Source organism: Blattabacterium cuenoti (assembly GCF_014252375.1).
Taxonomy (GTDB): Bacteria; Bacteroidota; Bacteroidia; order Flavobacteriales; family Blattabacteriaceae; genus Blattabacterium; species Blattabacterium cuenoti_AH.
Genome location: NZ_CP059221.1, coordinates 554,063 through 570,862 on the forward strand (window position 1 = coordinate 554,063; position 16,800 = coordinate 570,862).

Annotated in this window: 18 protein-coding genes and 2 tRNA genes; 4 read left to right on the top strand and 16 right to left on the bottom strand. The window is 20.6% G+C overall.

The features are described 5' to 3' along the window. Positions 1–9: 9 nt before the first annotated feature. On the bottom strand, positions 10–897 hold the full coding sequence (gene sucD / locus H0H34_RS02780; RefSeq protein WP_185873288.1) for a succinate--CoA ligase subunit alpha: 888 nt from the start codon (positions 895–897) through the stop codon (positions 10–12). Between the two features lie 2 nt (positions 898–899). After that, positions 900–2,153: a 3-hydroxyacyl-ACP dehydratase FabZ gene (gene fabZ, locus H0H34_RS02785; RefSeq protein WP_185873289.1), complete on the bottom strand. Its 1,254-nt coding sequence runs from the start codon at positions 2,151–2,153 to the stop codon at positions 900–902. A gap of 151 nt (positions 2,154–2,304) precedes the next feature. On the opposite strand from fabZ, the gene rpmH reads away from it, so the two are divergent. Beyond that, the gene (gene rpmH, locus H0H34_RS02790; protein ID WP_185873290.1) at positions 2,305–2,454 is read left to right on the top strand and encodes a 50S ribosomal protein L34; all 150 of its coding nucleotides are present in this window, start codon (positions 2,305–2,307) and stop codon (positions 2,452–2,454) included. Between the two features lie 2 nt (positions 2,455–2,456). Here rpmH and H0H34_RS02795 read toward each other — a convergent pair whose 3' ends face one another. Then, positions 2,457–3,611 (bottom strand): M14 family zinc carboxypeptidase, encoded by a 1,155-nt coding sequence (locus H0H34_RS02795; protein WP_185873291.1) that lies wholly within the window; start codon positions 3,609–3,611, stop codon positions 2,457–2,459. Between the two features lie 101 nt (positions 3,612–3,712). On the opposite strand from H0H34_RS02795, the gene H0H34_RS02800 reads away from it, so the two are divergent. After that, entirely contained in the window at positions 3,713–4,531 is an 819-nt protein-coding gene (locus H0H34_RS02800; protein ID WP_317167292.1) for a type II CAAX endopeptidase family protein, read from the top strand. Continuing rightward, positions 4,532–5,452: a ribonuclease Z gene (locus tag H0H34_RS02805; protein WP_185873292.1), complete on the top strand. Its 921-nt coding sequence runs from the start codon at positions 4,532–4,534 to the stop codon at positions 5,450–5,452. Positions 5,453–5,474: 22 nt separating this feature from the next. On the opposite strand, the gene H0H34_RS02810 is transcribed toward H0H34_RS02805, so the two are convergent. After that, the gene (locus tag H0H34_RS02810) at positions 5,475–5,777 is read right to left on the bottom strand and encodes a ribosome-binding factor A (protein ID WP_185873293.1); all 303 of its coding nucleotides are present in this window, start codon (positions 5,775–5,777) and stop codon (positions 5,475–5,477) included. 42 nt (positions 5,778–5,819) lie between these two features. Here H0H34_RS02810 and H0H34_RS02815 point away from each other — a divergent pair. Then, positions 5,820–5,893 (top strand) — tRNA-Ile (locus H0H34_RS02815). A 4-nt stretch (positions 5,894–5,897) separates the two neighbouring features. Here the strand turns inward: H0H34_RS02815 and H0H34_RS02820 are convergent. The 12 genes from H0H34_RS02820 to H0H34_RS02875 all read right to left on the bottom strand — a co-directional run bounded on the left by H0H34_RS02820 (position 5,898) and on the right by H0H34_RS02875 (position 16,683). After that, positions 5,898–5,972: transfer RNA gene (locus tag H0H34_RS02820), tRNA-Arg, on the bottom strand. Then, entirely contained in the window at positions 5,973–6,230 is a 258-nt protein-coding gene (rpmA, locus tag H0H34_RS02825; protein WP_185873294.1) for a 50S ribosomal protein L27, read from the bottom strand. A 4-nt stretch (positions 6,231–6,234) separates the two neighbouring features. Beyond that, the gene (rplU, locus tag H0H34_RS02830) at positions 6,235–6,576 is read right to left on the bottom strand and encodes a 50S ribosomal protein L21 (RefSeq protein ID WP_185873295.1); all 342 of its coding nucleotides are present in this window, start codon (positions 6,574–6,576) and stop codon (positions 6,235–6,237) included. Beyond that, positions 6,569–7,810, bottom strand: a complete 1,242-nt coding sequence (locus tag H0H34_RS02835; protein WP_185873296.1) for a SufS family cysteine desulfurase — start codon at positions 7,808–7,810, stop codon at positions 6,569–6,571. The genes rplU and H0H34_RS02835 overlap by 8 nt, the downstream gene beginning before the upstream one ends. A gap of 6 nt (positions 7,811–7,816) precedes the next feature. Further along, entirely contained in the window at positions 7,817–9,118 is a 1,302-nt protein-coding gene (locus H0H34_RS02840) for a SufB/SufD family protein (protein ID WP_185873297.1), read from the bottom strand. Then, positions 9,115–9,882 (bottom strand): Fe-S cluster assembly ATPase SufC, encoded by a 768-nt coding sequence (sufC, locus tag H0H34_RS02845; RefSeq protein WP_185873298.1) that lies wholly within the window; start codon positions 9,880–9,882, stop codon positions 9,115–9,117. The genes H0H34_RS02840 and sufC overlap by 4 nt, the downstream gene beginning before the upstream one ends. A 15-nt stretch (positions 9,883–9,897) precedes the next feature. Beyond that, on the bottom strand, positions 9,898–11,328 hold the full coding sequence (sufB, locus tag H0H34_RS02850) for a Fe-S cluster assembly protein SufB (RefSeq protein ID WP_185873299.1): 1,431 nt from the start codon (positions 11,326–11,328) through the stop codon (positions 9,898–9,900). Next, complete coding sequence (locus H0H34_RS02855; RefSeq protein ID WP_185873300.1) at positions 11,325–11,663, bottom strand: HesB/IscA family protein; 339 nt, start codon at positions 11,661–11,663, stop codon at positions 11,325–11,327. The genes sufB and H0H34_RS02855 overlap by 4 nt, the downstream gene beginning before the upstream one ends. 323 nt (positions 11,664–11,986) lie before the next feature. Beyond that, positions 11,987–12,844: a prolipoprotein diacylglyceryl transferase gene (gene lgt, locus H0H34_RS02860; protein WP_185873301.1), complete on the bottom strand. Its 858-nt coding sequence runs from the start codon at positions 12,842–12,844 to the stop codon at positions 11,987–11,989. Positions 12,845–12,856: 12 nt separating this feature from the next. Then, the gene (gene yidD / locus H0H34_RS02865; protein WP_185873302.1) at positions 12,857–13,081 is read right to left on the bottom strand and encodes a membrane protein insertion efficiency factor YidD; all 225 of its coding nucleotides are present in this window, start codon (positions 13,079–13,081) and stop codon (positions 12,857–12,859) included. A gap of 3 nt (positions 13,082–13,084) precedes the next feature. Next, a complete protein-coding gene (locus H0H34_RS02870; RefSeq protein WP_185873303.1) occupies positions 13,085–15,364 on the bottom strand; it encodes an aconitate hydratase in 2,280 nt (759 codons plus the stop codon). 125 nt (positions 15,365–15,489) lie between these two features. Next, positions 15,490–16,683, bottom strand: coding sequence for a mechanosensitive ion channel family protein (locus H0H34_RS02875; protein WP_185873304.1), 1,194 nt, complete (start codon positions 16,681–16,683; stop codon positions 15,490–15,492). Between the last annotated feature and the right edge of the window lie 117 nt (positions 16,684–16,800).

Here is a 16,800-nt window from a genome sequence, read left to right on the forward strand (position 1 = left end):
TTAATAATTTTATTCTCCATTTATAACATTATCTACTGTTAGACCTATTTCATCTGGAGAATAAACTATATGTACTCCAAGTTTTTTTAAAATATCCATTTTTACTTGTGCAGTTTCTATTTTATTTTTTATAATTGCTCCTGCATGTCCCATTATTTTTCCTTTTGGAGCAGTTTTTCCAGCAATAAAACTTATAATAGGCTTGTTCTTTAATTTATGATAATTAATCATCCATTTAATTGCATCTATTTCTTGTTGTCCACCTATTTCTCCAATAATTACAATACAATTAGTGTCACTATCTTCTAAAAATAGTTCTAGAATTTTTTTAATATCTGTTCCAATAATACTATCTCCACCTACTCCAATTGCAGTAGAAATACCATGTCCCATTTTCATAATTTGATCTGCAGCTTCATATGTTAAAGTCCCAGATCTAGAGATAATTCCTACATTACCTTTCTTTTTAAAAACAGAATTTGGCATAATTCCTACTTTTGATTCTTCTGGTGAAATAATACCAGGACAATTAGGACCAATTAGAATAGTTTTTTTGTTTTTTAAGTAATATTTAATTCTTATCATATCTAATACAGGTATTCCTTCTGTAATGCAAACTATTATTTTTATATTTTCAAATATAGATTCTATAATAGCGTCAGTAGAATAATCAGCAGGAACAAAAATTACACTTATATATGCTTCTGTATTATTTACTGCATCTTCAACTGTATTAAAAACAGGTACATTCATAATTTTTTTACCTCCTTTCCCTGGAGTAACTCCACCAACTATATTAGTACCATAATTTATCATTTGTTCTGTATGAAACATCCCTTCTCTTCCAGTAATACCTTGTACAATAACCTTATTATTTTTCTTAATTAAAATACTCATAATTAATTTTGTAAATTTATTTTTTTTCGTACTATTTTGGCTATCATTTCTGCTTCTACAACTATATTTTTTTTTACATATCCAATTCCTTTCATATAAATTATTCCTATTTTAATAGATTCTAGTAAATATACTTTAAGTATAATAATATCTCCAGGAACAACTTTATCCTTAAATTTTACTTTTTCTATTTTTATTAAATAAGTTGAATATAATTCAGGATTTTTAACTTTACTTAAAATTAATACTCCTCCTACTTGAGCTATTGCTTCAATTTGTAATACGCCAGGCATTATTGGTTCATTTGGAAAATGTCCGTTAAAAAAATATTCATTAATTGTAACATTTTTTATTCCAATTATTTGATTATCAGTTAATTCTATAATTTTATCTACAAATAAAAATGGAGGTTTATGTGGTAATATTTTTTTTATATTCTTTATATTAAGAATTGGTTTTTTGTTTAAATCTATTTTAATAATTTTCAATTTATTTAAAATAATAATTTTTTTTATTAATGTTTTTAATAATTTTATAATTATAGCATTATCAGGATTATAAATTATAATTTTTCCTTTTATTTTTATTTCTATTAATGCAAATAAACCTATTATGTCTAATAGAATGTGTTTAACTACTTCATTGGTGTCAAAATTATTTGATTTTTCTTTTAATATACAGAATGATCTTGATTTAGCAATTAATTTAAATTGATTTTCTTTTCTAAAAAAAGCATTTTGTGGATTTATATTATTTGATTCAAAATCTATAAAAATTATTATTTCAAATTTATTAGAAGGAATAACAATAATTTCTCCATCTGTTTTTCTATTTTTTATTGAAAAGAATTCTTTTATTGAAAAAAATTTTTTTTCTGCATCTTGTTCTATTATACCAACTTTTTCTATGGCATCTACAAATAACTTTGATGATCCGTCTAAAATAGGTACTTCTACATTATCTAATTCTATAATTACATTATCTAAATCCATACCATTGAGAGCTGCAATAAGATGTTCTACTGTATAAATTTTTAATCCATTTTTTTCTAAAATTATTCCTTTATCAATTTCTTTTTGAATAAAAGAATTAAAACTTACCTTTACACAAGGCCTTTTGTATAAATCTACTCTTACAAAGATAAATCCTGTAAATATTGGTGCAGGATTTAAAATAATGTTAACTTTTTTTCCAGTATATAAACCAAATCCTTTAAAATAAATCTTTTTTGCAATAGTTTTTTGTTTTTTAAACATATTTTATGTAATATCATATTAGATTATTTTATTTATTTTAATGAAACGTATATTTCTTTTTTCATTAGGATTTCTAATAGGATTTTCTATACTTTTTATATTTTATATTATAAAATTTATGAAATAATTTTTTAAAACTATTAAATTTTTTATGAAAAGAACATTTAATCCTTCTAATAGAAAAAAAATTAACGTTCATGGATTCATGAAAAGGATGAAAACAAAAAACGGACGTTATATAATATGTAGAAGAAGAAGAAAAAATAGAAAAAAATTAACTGTAACAAATTATAAAAAATAATTTTATATAATATCTGATTCTATATCTCCTATCTTTGGAAAAAAATTTAATATTTTTTCTTTAATTATTTCTTCATAAGAAAAAAAATTGGATAAATCTCCTATATCAACTATTTTTAGTTCATATTCAATAATTTTTTTTTTATAATTAAACTTTTCAAAATTTTTAAATCCAATTTCTAATGAAGAAATAGTTCCATTTGTTTTTATTTTTACGTTTCTATATATTTTATCTAATAAAATTTTTTTATTTTTTCTTATATATGAATAAAGTTTATAATTTTTTTCTATATTATTTTTACAAGAGATTAAGTATAAAGAAATAATAATAGATAAAGTATGATATTTTCTAACAAAATTTTTATTTGTATCTTTTGGATAATTTCCAGCTTCAATTAATATGTATGAATATCCTTTTTTTTGTAAAAAATCACCAGTTGCATTAGGATAATATTTATTAGAATATCTTCCAACTGAACAAATAGATGGAATAATTTTTTTTATTTCTTTTGTTATTTCATATATTATCCCCATAGATTTAATTTTTGAATTATAAATTTTATTTTTACAAATAGATAATGATAAAGGGGATAAAAAAGATATTATAGCAGGATTAAATTTTTTATTATCAACATTATATATTCTTTTTTGGTCATGAAGATTAAATAATATATTTGGATTTTCTTTTTTTATCTCTTTGAACAATATATTAATTTCTGGAGATATTAGTTTTATAGAATCTCTGTTTAAATCTATGTTCATAGCATTTCGTCTTTGAAAATATTCTGATCCATCAGGATTTAACATAGGAATAAAAAAAATAGTAAAATTATCGAAAAATAACTTTATTAGTTTATTATTTTTTTTTTCTAAGAAAAAATTAAGTATATCAATTATTGATTTTGTTCCTGTTGTTTCATCTCCATGCATTTGAGACCAAAAAAAAATTTTTATTTTTCCGTATCCACATTTTATTTTAAATATTTTTCTATATTTTACGGAATATCCAGCAGTTTCAATAGAAAAAATTTTTTTATTTCTATATTTTTTTAAAATTTCTATTAAATCAGAATTTTTAAAAATTTTTGATTTATTTATATTTTTTTCTTTGAAAGAATCATAATCTTTCGCTATTGATTTAATATCAAAAAAAAACATAATTAAATTTACATAAAACTTTATATTTATTAATAAAAATTTTTATATACTTCATTTTTATTATACAAATTTTATTATTTTTGTTATTAATAATTGTTATTATGAATATTAAAAATTATTTTAAAATAAATTATATCGAAGCGATTCTTTTAGTTATTTCATTTATCACTATAAATTTTTTTAATTCTACTTTAAAAAAAATTTTTAATATTTTTCATTTATCTGAAAGTGTAATGTTTTCCATATCATATTCTATACCATTTATTTTTCTATTTTCTTTTATTTTTTATCAATCTTATAGAAAAAAACTTTCACTAAATTTATTTTCTATAAAAATTTCTTCATGGTATGTGTATGCTGTCATTTTTTTTGTAATGTTCAATACTATTATATTAAATGAATATTTATCATCATTAGTTCCAAAAGATGGGCCAATATTGGGTAATATGTACAGAGAAATAGAATTCTTTTTAAAGGAAGAAATAAAAAATCCAATGCCTTTTTTATCTACTACTATATTACTAGCACCAATTTGTGAAGAAATTTTTTTCAGAGGTATAATATTAAATGGAATGTTAAGAAGTAAAATACATCCATTAAAAGCTATTATATTTTCTTCATTTTTATTTGGATTAACACATATGAATCCATGGCAATTAGTAGGAGGGTTATTTATTGGAGCTTTTATAGGATATACTTATTTTATAACTTCTTCAATTTTAGATTGTATATTACTTCATGTATTTAACAATATGGTGGCGACAATTGGTATATTTTATACAATTAATCATGATATTTTATTAAACGAAAAGAATCCATTTTTTATAACTATGTTAGTTATTACTGTAGGTATAATTTTTGTTATTTCAGGATCTTATTTTTTATTTAGACTTAAGACAAAAAAAATAAAAAAAACATAAATGGAAAAATCTTCATTAATTGTATTAGGTAATCATTCTTCTATACCAACTAATAAATATCATCATACAACATCTCAAATATTAAATATGAAAGGATTTTATTTTCTTATTGATTGTGGAGAAGGTACCCAAATACAATTAAGAAAAGCAAAAATAAAATTTAATAAAATTATACATATATTCATATCTCATTTACACGGAGATCATTTTTTTGGATTAATAGGTTTATTATCAACGTTTCATCTATTGGGTAGAGAAAAATCATTGACTATTTTTGCTCCAAAAGGATTAAAGGAAATAATTAATATTCATTTTAAATGGTCTTATACTAAATTAAATTATATTATTTATTATGTAGAATTATTATCTAATAAAATAGAAAAAATTATGGATAATAGTAAAATAGAAGTTTTTTCCATACCATTAAAACATAGAATTTATACTAATGGATTTTTATTTAAAGAAAAATTAAGTGATAGAAAATTAAATATAAATGAAATTAATAAAATTCCTTCTATTGAAATAGAAGATCTTAAAAATTTAAAATCAGGAAAAGATTTAGAAAAAAAAAATGGAGAAATAATACCAAATTCAAAATTAACATTTGATCCTCCTAAAATATTATCTTATGCATTTTGTTCTGATACATCGTATTATATTCCTATTATAGAACATATAAAATATGTAGATTTATTATATCACGAATCTACTTTTTTAAAAAAAGAAGAAGATAGAGCAGTAAAAACTGGACATTCCACTACAATCGACGCAGCTAATATTGCAAAAAAGGCTAAAGTAAAAAAATTATTATTAGGTCATTATTCAAATAGATTTCCAAATATTAAAGAATTTGAAAAAGAAGCAAAAAAAGTTTTTTTTAATACGGAAGCTTCTAAGTCAATAAAAAAATATTTTTTATAGAAAAAATTATATTAATTAATAATTAATTAACAATGTAAATACTTAATTTAGGTATTTTTTTTATTCTATATCTAAGTTTTTTGTACAAAATTCTTTTATATAAAAATAATTTAGATTGTATATAAACAATAATATTTTTTTCTGGAAATGGATAAATATTAATATATATTTTTAATGTATCGTAATTAAGTTTAACTTTAATCAAAGTTATTAAAAATTTTTTATAATTACAGTTATTTATAAATTCTTTCTGTAAAATTTCAGATAATTCTATAAAAAAAATTGATGATATTTTTTTATTTTTAATTATATTATTTCTATCCATATTTTTAGAATAATAAAATATTTTAATAACTTTATTATTTAAGGTCCCATAGCTCAGCTGGTTAGAGCATCTGACTCATAATCAGGAGGTCGCTGGTTCAAGTCCAGCTGGGACCATATATAACTGGAGTGGGATTTAAACCCACAACTTACAGTTTAGGAAACTATTGTTATATCCTATTTGAACTATCCAGTTCTATTTATTTTCAATAATTGAAACGAACGATTTATTATTTTTCCCTTTTTTAAATTTTACTATTCCGTTTTTTAATGCATAAAGTGTATGATCCTTCCCTATTCCAACGTTTTTACCTGGATGATGTTTAGTTCCTCTTTGTCTAACTATTATTTTACCTATTGATGCATATTGATTACCATATATTTTTACACCTAATCTTCTTCCAGATGAATCTCTTCCATTTCTAGAACTTCCAGCACCTTTTTTTTGAGCCATTATTTTATATTTTATTTACTTTGTTAAAAGAAATTACTTTTATTTTAGAAAAAATAGGCCTAAATCCATTTTTTGTTTTATAACCTTTTCTTCTTTTCTTTTTAAAAATAATTATTTTATTTCCTTTTATATGTTTTAATACTTGAACTTTAACACTTATATTATTTAAATATGGAGTTCCAATATTAATTATTCCATTTTTATAAAATAAAAGAATTTTATATATAAAAAATTTATCTCCTAATTTTTTTGATAAAAAAGGAGTATAAACATATTTATTTTCGATAAGTTTAAATTGATTTCCATGAAAATTAGCAATCACATAATTATCTATAATATCATTCATAATATTTTAACATTTTTATTGCTTTTATTAAACTATTAAATAAATAATCAATTTCTTCAAAAGTATTGTAAATAGAAAAACTAATTCTAATCATTCCATTTACATTGAAAAAATTCATTAATGGTTGCGCACAAAGATATCCAGTTCTAACAGCTATTCCTAAACGATCTAAAATTGATCCTATATCAAAACAATGTAATTTATTTAAATTAAATGAAATAATACTAGATTTAGTATATATTTTATTTGATTTTCCATATATATATATATTATCAAGTTCATTTAATTTTTTAATTGCGTATTTTACTAATTCTTTTTCATAACAATTAATATTTTTTAATCCTATTTTTTTAATAAAATTTATTGCTTCTCCAAGAGAGAATATTCCTTCTATATTTGGAGTACCAGCTTCAAATTTGAATGGTATAGAAGAAAATGTTGTTTTTTTAAAATCAACATTTTTAATCATTTCTCCTCCAAATTGATAAGGATTTATTCGTTTTAATATATTTTTTTTACCATATAAGATACCAATTCCAGTAGGTCCATACATTTTATGTCCAGAAAATACATAAAAATCTACATTTAATTTTTGCATGTTAAGACATAAATGTGATACTGCTTGTGCACCATCAATTAAAACCCAAGCTCCTAATTCATGTGCCTTATTAATAATATATTCTATTGGATTAATTATTCCTAATACATTAGATATATGACATACAGAAACTATTTTTGTTCTTTCCGATATTAATGATTCGAATTTATTTAAATCAATTATTCCATTATTATTAATTGGTATAATTTTTAAAATTGATTTTTGCAAATCGCAAATATTTTGCCATGGAACAATATTTGAATGATGTTCCATATGAGATATTAATATTTCGTCTCCTTGATTTATAAAATTTCTGATACTATAAGCAATTAAATTAATAGATTCTGTTGTACCTTTTGTAAAAATAATTTCTGAATCATGTTTTGCACAAATAAATTTTTTAACTTTTTTTCTTACATTTTCTATTGAAATAGTTGCTTTTTTGGATAAAAAATGCATTGATCTATGAACATTTGAATTTATTTTTGAATAAAAAAAATTTGAAGATTCAATTACATTTTTTGGTTTATGAGTAGTTGCAGCGTTATCAAGATATATTAATGATTTATCATATATTTTCTCTTTCAAAATTGGAAATTGATTTCTAATTTCTTTTATGTTTTTTTTTGATAACATTGTTTATTACAAAAATTTCTTTAATTTTTTATTAATTTTATTACATAAATAATCTCTAATTTTTATATCAATGTTTTTCATTGTTTCATTAACAAAAGAAAATAATAATAAAATTTTACTTTCTTTTTCATTTATACCTCTAGATTGTAAATAAAATAATTCAGATTTTTTTATATTTCCTATAGTACAACCATGAGAACATTTAACATCTTTAGAAAAGATTGTTAATTGAGGTTTTGCGTAAATCTCAGATTTTTCTGACATAAGAATATTATTATTTTTCTGAAATGCATTTATTTTTTTTATATTTTTATCTATATTAATATTTCCATTAAAAATTCCATTAGATTTTTTAAAAAAAATACTTTTATATAATTGAAAACTGGTTGAATAAGAACATTTATGATCTACAAATGTAGAATTATTTATAGATTCATTATTAGATAATATAGAAAGATTATATAAATAAGATTTAGATTTTTTACCATTAGAAATTATATTTAAATTATTATTAATAATTTTTCCTTTAAACGAAAAAGTATTTATAGTACATGTACTATTTTTTTTTTGATTTAAAAAAGTATTATCTACTATAGATAGATTTTCTATATTATCTTGTATTTTACAATAATCAATTTTACTAAAGTCAAGACTATATATTTCATTAACTAAATTTATAAAATTATAGTTTTTTTCATAACATTTATAACTCTCAATTATTTTTACATTAGAATTTTTTCCTACTACTATAAGTATTCTCGGATTAAATATTATATATTTTTTTTTTGTAAAAATATGTAATATTTTTATTGGTTTTTTTAAAAAAGTGTTATCCGGAATTTCAATATAAATTCCATTTTTTGAAAAAATTGTATTTAAACTACAAAATACATTATATTTGTTATTACACAATTTTCCGTAAAAATATTTTATTTTATTATTTAATAATTGTTTTATTCCATTATATTTTTCATTATATAAATTAATGTATTCTCCATTTAAGAAAATAAATAAAAATGATTCTTTTGTTAAAGAAAAAATATTTATATCGTTTTTAATATGATCAATATCATTATAGTAATGACTATTTTTTAGTTTATTATTAGGTATTAATTTATATTTTTTATAAAAAATTGAGTAAATATTTTTTTCATTCCAATTTTTTATGATTGGCGATTTAAATGAAGGATTAATTCCTTTTTTTATATATGTATTAATATTCTCTTTTATTATAAAAGAGAAATGACTATTACTTTCATTATTAATATTTTTTTTTATTAAAAAATTAATTTGATCTTTTAAAATCATTTATGTTTAATATTATTTAATGATTTAATCCAATTATATCCTTTATTTTCAAGTTCATTAACTAATTCTTTTTTTCCAGATATCATAATTTTTCCATCATACAAAACATGTATAATATATTCAGAATTAATATAATTTAATAATCTTTTGTAATGTGTAATTATTAATATAGAATTTTTTATACTTTTATAAGTATTAATTCCTTTCGCTATTATTTTTATAGCATCTATATCCAAACCTGAATCTATTTCATCTAAAATTGAAAATATTGGATTTAACATTATCATTTGAAATATTTCATTACGTTTTTTTTCTCCTCCTGAAAATCCATCATTTAAAAATCTATATATAAAATTTTCTTCCATGTTTAATAATGATGAAACATATTTTGATTTAGATAAAATATCTTTGGAAGACATTTTATCTAATTTATTTTCTTTACGTATTGAGTTAATGGATGTCTTTATAAAATTAATTATGGATACCCCTGGTATTTCTACTGGATTTTGAAAAGATAAAAATATACCTAAACATGCACGTTTTTCTGTAGAAATATTTAATAAATCCTTATTTAAAAAATAAATCTTTCCTTTTATAATATTATAATCTGTTTTTCCAGCTATTATGCTAGCAAGAGTGCTTTTCCCAGATCCATTCGGTCCCATTATAACATGGGTTTCTCCAAAATTAATTTTTAGATTAATTCCTTTAAGAATTTTATTTTTTCCTATAGAAACATGTAAATTTTCTATATTTAATAACATATATTATTATTTAATTTATCCAACAGATCCTTCTAAAGATATTTCTAAAAGTTTTTGAGCTTCTATAGCAAACTCCATAGGTAATTTTTTTATTATATCACCACTAAATCCATTTACTATTAATGATATAGATTTTTCTATATTAATTCCTCTTTGATTACAATAAAAAATTTGTTCTTTCTCAATTTTTGAAGTAGTTGCTTCATGTTCTACTTGAGACGTTGAATTACAGACATTAATAAATGGAAAAGTATGAGCACCACATTTATTTCCTATTAATAAAGAATCACATTGTGAAAAATTTCTAGAATTTTTTGAATTAGAAGAAATTTTTACTAATCCTCTATAATTATTTTGAGCTTTTCCAGAAGAAACACCTTTAGATATTATAATACTTTTTGTATTATTTCCTATATGAATCATTTTAGTTCCAGTATCTGATTGTTGAAAATTTTTTGTTAAAGATAAAGAGTAAAATTCACCTGAAGAAAAATCTCCTTTTAAAATACAAGATGGATATTTCCAAGTAATAGATGAACCAGTTTCTACTTGTGTCCAAGAAATCTTTGATTTTTTTTCGCATAAACCACGTTTTGTTACAAAATTTAAAACTCCTCCTATACCATTTTTATTTCCAGGATACCAATTTTGTACTGTAGAATATTTCACTTCTGAATTTTCTAATGCAATTATTTCAACTACTGCAGCATGCAATTGATTTATATTTCTTTTAGGAGCAGTGCATCCCTCTAAATAACTAACGTAAGAATTTTTATCTGCTATTATTAAAGTTCTTTCAAATTGTCCTGTAATGATTTCGTTAATTCTGAAATATGTGGATAATTCCATTGGACATTTAACATTTTTTGGTATATAACAAAAAGATCCATCTGAAAAAACAGATGAATTTAAAGCAGCATAAAAATTATCTTTTTTTGATACTACGGACCCTAAATATTTCTTTATAAATTTAGGATATTTTATTATAGCCTCATTTATAGAACAGAATATAATTCCTTTTTTTTTTAATTTTTTTTGAAAAGTAGTAAATAATGAAACGGAATCTAATACTAGATCTGTAGCTATATTTTCTGTATTTTTTTTTTCTTCAATAGATATTCCTAATCTATCAAAAATATTTGATAATTTAGAACTAGAATTTTTTATATTATTTATTTTAGGGGCAGAATAGTAACTTATTTCTTGAAAATTGGGGATATTATATTTTATATTTGACCATTTAGGTGGACTCATTTTTTTCCAAAAAGAAAATGATTCCAATCTCCAATCTAACATCCATTTAGGTTCTTTTTTTTTATTTGATATTTCTCTTATAACATTTTCATTTAAACCTACGGATAATGTATCTGATTCTATTGATAAAGAAAAACCATATTTATAATCAGAATTATTAAAAGATTTTAATATTTTATTTTTTTTTTTCATTTATCTACCAATGAAAAACTTCTACCACATCCACATGTATGTTTAGCATTAGGATTTTTGAAAAAAAATCCTTTACCATCTAAACCATCTGAATGATCTAATATAGATCCATCTAAATATGGAATACTATTTTTATCTACTAAAATATTTATTTCTTTATTTTTAAATAATTTATCTTCTTTTTTTATTTTTTCATCAAAAGATAATTCATAAGATATACCTGAACATCCAGTATTTTTTATTCCAAATCTAACGAAAGATTTATTTCTTATAACTCCTTCTTCTTTCATTATTGAAAGAAGTTTATTTTTAGCTTTTTCAGATATGAATATCATTGTATAATTCAATATTTTAAATTATAACAAATATATGAATATATTTGTAAATTATTTTTAAGTAAATTATTATATACTTTCATATTATTTCCATATTATTAAACCTTTTTATTTTTATGATATTTTACGTTTTACATATTAATTAGTATTTTTTTATCAATTACTTTTTCTATACTAATTTTACATAACTCTATTTATATTTTTTTATTTTTTTTGTAAAAAAAATTATTGTTTTTATTTCTTTTCATAAGAAAAAGCTAACAATAATAATAACATTAATAAAAAACAAACAAAAATTTTATTTATTTTAATTAAATTAATTTTCATAAAACTGAAAAAATAAGTAAAAAAATTCCAAAACAAAAAAGTGGAATACTAAGACATTGTCCTGTATTCAGATTAAAAAATTTTATAAATTCATTTCCTTGAGGTTCTTTTAAGAATTCTATTAGAAAACGTGAAAACCAAACAAAAATAAAAAAAATACCAGAATTTAATCCATTATTTAATTTTTTTACTTTTTTATATATGATTAAAAGTGTTATGAATGTAATTAAATATACAATAGATTCATATAATTGTGTAGGATGTCTAGGTATAATCTTCCCGTATTCTTTATCCATTTGTAAAAATTTTACAGCCCATGGGAATCTACAAGGTTTTCCAATTATTTCAGAGTTAAAAAAATTTCCTATACGAATAAACATTGAAGAAATTGAAATAGCAATACATATTCTATCACATAACCAAATAAAAGATTTATCTTTTAAAAATTGTTTTTTATATAAAAAATTAGTGAAAAGAATACCTAATGCTGCACCATGACTAGATAATCCTCTATAACCTACAAATTCGTATCCTTTTATAATTCCAAACAAAGTTTGATGATAATTTTCTTTTATTGGTAATACTGCTTCAATCCAATGATTAGAAAAATATGAAAGATCATAAAAAACAACTTGTCCTAATCTTGCCCCTATCAAAGTACCAAAAAAAGTATATCTTAATAATGGATCTAAATATTTACAGTTAATATTATCATTTTCATATATATGATACATTATATACCACCCCAGTATAAAAGAAATAATAAACATTAGACTATAAATATGAATAGAAATTCCCCTCCATACATTAAATTTATTTATAGGATTCCAATTTATATATTCTATTATTTCCATAATAATTAATTTTTATTCAGGAGGATCATAATTCCATTCATTACTTATAAATGGATTACATCTTATGATTCTATTTACTGTCATAAAAATAGATTTAAAAATATTCCATTTTTTTAATGATAAAATCATGTATTCTGAACATGTAGGAATATAACGACAATTTTTTCCTATAAAAGGAGATATTGATAATTGATAAATTATTAAAATTCTTATTAAAAAAATTTTTAATAAATTCATATTTCATATTAAATTATTTTTTTTTATAAAATTTAATGATGATCCATGTTTAAACCATTGAATTTGTTTTTCATTGTATGAATGCTTTGCTAAAATTCTATATTTTTCATTATTTTTTTGAATAATATCTATTATAATATATTTATTAGGGAAAATATCTTTTATATTAATATTAAAAATATCTTCTTCTTGTATCTTATAATAATCATATGAATTTAAAAATGTTAAAGCTAGAATTCCTTGTTTTTTTAAATTAATTTCGTGTATTCTAGAGAACGATTTTACTAAAACAACACAAACTCCAAAATATCTTGGTTCCATAGCAGCATGTTCCCTAGACGAACCTTCTCCATAATTTTCTTCTCCAATAATAATACTTTTAATATTATTAGTTTTATAAAATTTTGCAGTAGATGGAACTGTATCATAATTTCCAGTTATGACATTTTTAATGTTATTAATTTTATTGTTAAAGTAATTTATAGCTTTTATCAAAAGATTATTTGAAATATTTTCAATATGTCCTCTATATTTTAACCAAGAACCAGCTGTAGAGATATGATCAGTAGTACATTTTCCCTTTACCTTTATCAATAATCTAATATTCAAAAAATTTTTTATATCATATGATGGATATGGAGATAAAAATTGCAAACGTTTTGAATTTTTATTTATTTTTATAGACGTATTTTCATTATTTGGATGTTCATATCCTAATTCTTTTAAACTGAATTTACTTTTTTTAATATTAATTATTTTTGGTTCTTCTAATTTTACTTTTTCTCCTACTTCATTTATTAATGAATCTTTTCTAGGATCAAAATCTATTCTTCCAGAAAGAACTAATGAAGTAACAATTTCTGGTGATGCTATAAAAGCATGTGTTTTTGGATTTCCATCATTACGAGATGAAAAATTTCTATTAAAAGAATGAACAATTGTATTTTTATTATTATTAATACCCTCTCTTTTCCATTGACCAATACATGGACCACATGCATTATCAAATATTTTAGCTCCAAACTCTTTAAAAGAATTAATAAGTCCATTTTTTTCAAGCAAATAATAAATTTTATTTGATCCAGGTGACACTAAATATTCAGATTTAATTTTTAATTTTTTCTTTTTTGCTTGACGAATTATATTTATTACTTTTAATAAATCTTCTATAGAAGAATTTGTACATGAACCAACTAATCCTACTTCTATTTTATTTGGCCAATTATTTTTTTTGTATTCTTTTTTCATTTTTGATATAGGAGTAGATTTATCAGGTGTAAATGGTCCATTTATATGTGGTTCTAAAGTAGATAAATCTATTTTTATAACTTTATCATAAAAATTATTTGGATTATCGTAAACTTCAATATCTGATTTTAAATAATTATTAATATTATTATCGTCTATAATATTTGATATATATTCTCTATCATTATTTATTAAATAATTTTTCATATTAAAATCATAAGGAAATAAAGAAGATGTTGCTCCTAATTCTGCTCCCATATTACATATAGTTGCTTTACCTGTACAAGAAATATTTTTTGTACCATCTCCAAGATATTCAATGATAGAATTATGTCCACCCGTAACACCTATTTTTCCAGATAATTTCAATATTATATCTTTAGGAGATGCCCATCCACTAATTTTTCCACTTAAAATAACTCCTATAAGTTTTGGAACTTTTAATTCTAAAAAATAACCAGACATTATTTCAGAAGCTTCAGCACCACCTATTCCTATTCCTAACATACCTAGTCCTCCAGAATTTGGAGTATGTGAATCAGTTCCTACAATTATTCCACCTGGAAATGCATAATTTTCTAATATTACTTGGTGTATAATACCTGAACCTGGTTTCCAAAATCCTATTTTATATTTATTAGAAGCTGATTTTAAAAAATCATATATTTCTTTATTTTCTTTTTTGGAATTTTTTAAATCCTTTATTTTTCCATATCTAGCATAAATTAGATGATCACAATGTATAGTTGTTGGAATAAATACTTTATTTTTCTTAGTTTGCATAAATTGCAGTATAGCCATTTGTGCTGTTGCATCTTGCATTGCAAGATGATCGGGATAAAAATTAAGATATGAAAAGTATTTTTTATTATAAGATTCTAATTCTTTTAATTCATTTATTTTTTTTATGTCAATATGAGCATACAGAATTTTTTCTGAATACGTCATTGGTCGATTTATTATTGATTTAACTTTATCAATCTTATATTTAAATTCTGAATAAAATTTTTGTATTTTTTCAAAATTAAAAATCATAGGAATTATTTTTTTTATTTCTTAAAATACATATTTCTTTACAAAAGTTTAAAAAATTATGTATGTATATGTTTACAATTAATTGATTATTAAATATAAAAAATATAAACTAATGATTTTTATATTTATTTTACAAATTTTTTTTCTAAATTTACAACTTGAGTAATTTCTAATTCGAATTCTTTTGATGCTGTTAATAAATGATCAAAAACATTTGCTTGTATTTGTTCATATTTAATAGATTCAGAAGTTTTAACAAAACAATATAGCTCTATAGGTAATCCATAATGATTTGGTTCTAAATGTCTTACCATTAAAGTTTCAGAATTTGATATTTTAGGATGTTGATATAAATATTCTAATGCATATTGTCTAAAAAGTTCAATATTAGTTAGTCCTTTTGTATTTAAATAAAAATTAGTATGAATATTTTTTTTATAAAAAAAACCTATTTCTTTTTGTTTTTCATTAATATAATTTTTTATTAAAAAAATATTCTGAAATTTTTGTAAATCTTCTAAATTACAAAAATAAAATGATTGAATATTAAATAATATAGATCTTTTAATTCTTCTTATATTTTTCTTACGCATAACTTCAAAATTTGTTACAGCTGTAGAAATTAAGTCATAAGTAGGAATACTAGTTATAGTTTTATCAAAATTTTCTATTTTAGCAGATATTAAATTGATTTCTAATACAGTACCTTCTATATTATATTTCGATATACCAATCCAATCTCCTACTTTAATCATTTTTGTAGAAGACATTTGAAGTCCAGAAACAAATCCTAGTATAGTATCTCTAAATACTAATATTACAATAGCAGTAATTGTTCCTAAACTGGTTAATATACTAATTAAATTATTTTTTGTAATAATAGCAATAATTATTAGTATGCAAAATATTATAGATATAATTTTTAATAATTGAGAAAAAGAATTAACAGCTATTGTTTTATGATCATTTTCACTTGTAGATATTTCCATTATGGAATTAACTACTCTAATTAATAATTGCAATGAAATTAAAACAAAAGTAATATTAAATATTATTTCTACATAGGAAATATAATAGTAATTAAAAAAAAACTTACTTAAATAAAAGATAATAAATAATGAGAAAAAATTTGATAAACTATTAAAAACTTTTTTTTCATAAAAAATATTACCCCATCTTATATAAACATAGTTTAATATTTTTTTAACAAAAAAATTTAATGATTTTTTTAACAAAAATGTTATCATTATAATGATAATTACAAAACTTAAAAAGTTTGTAATTGTTGTAAAAAATGATATAATAAAACATTTTTTCATACTTTATTTTTATTGAAATTATAAATTTACATATCTATTTTAATGAATAAATAAAAATTTATTATTTCATTTTCATTAATTATTAATTAATATATTTATTATAAAATTTTTAACATT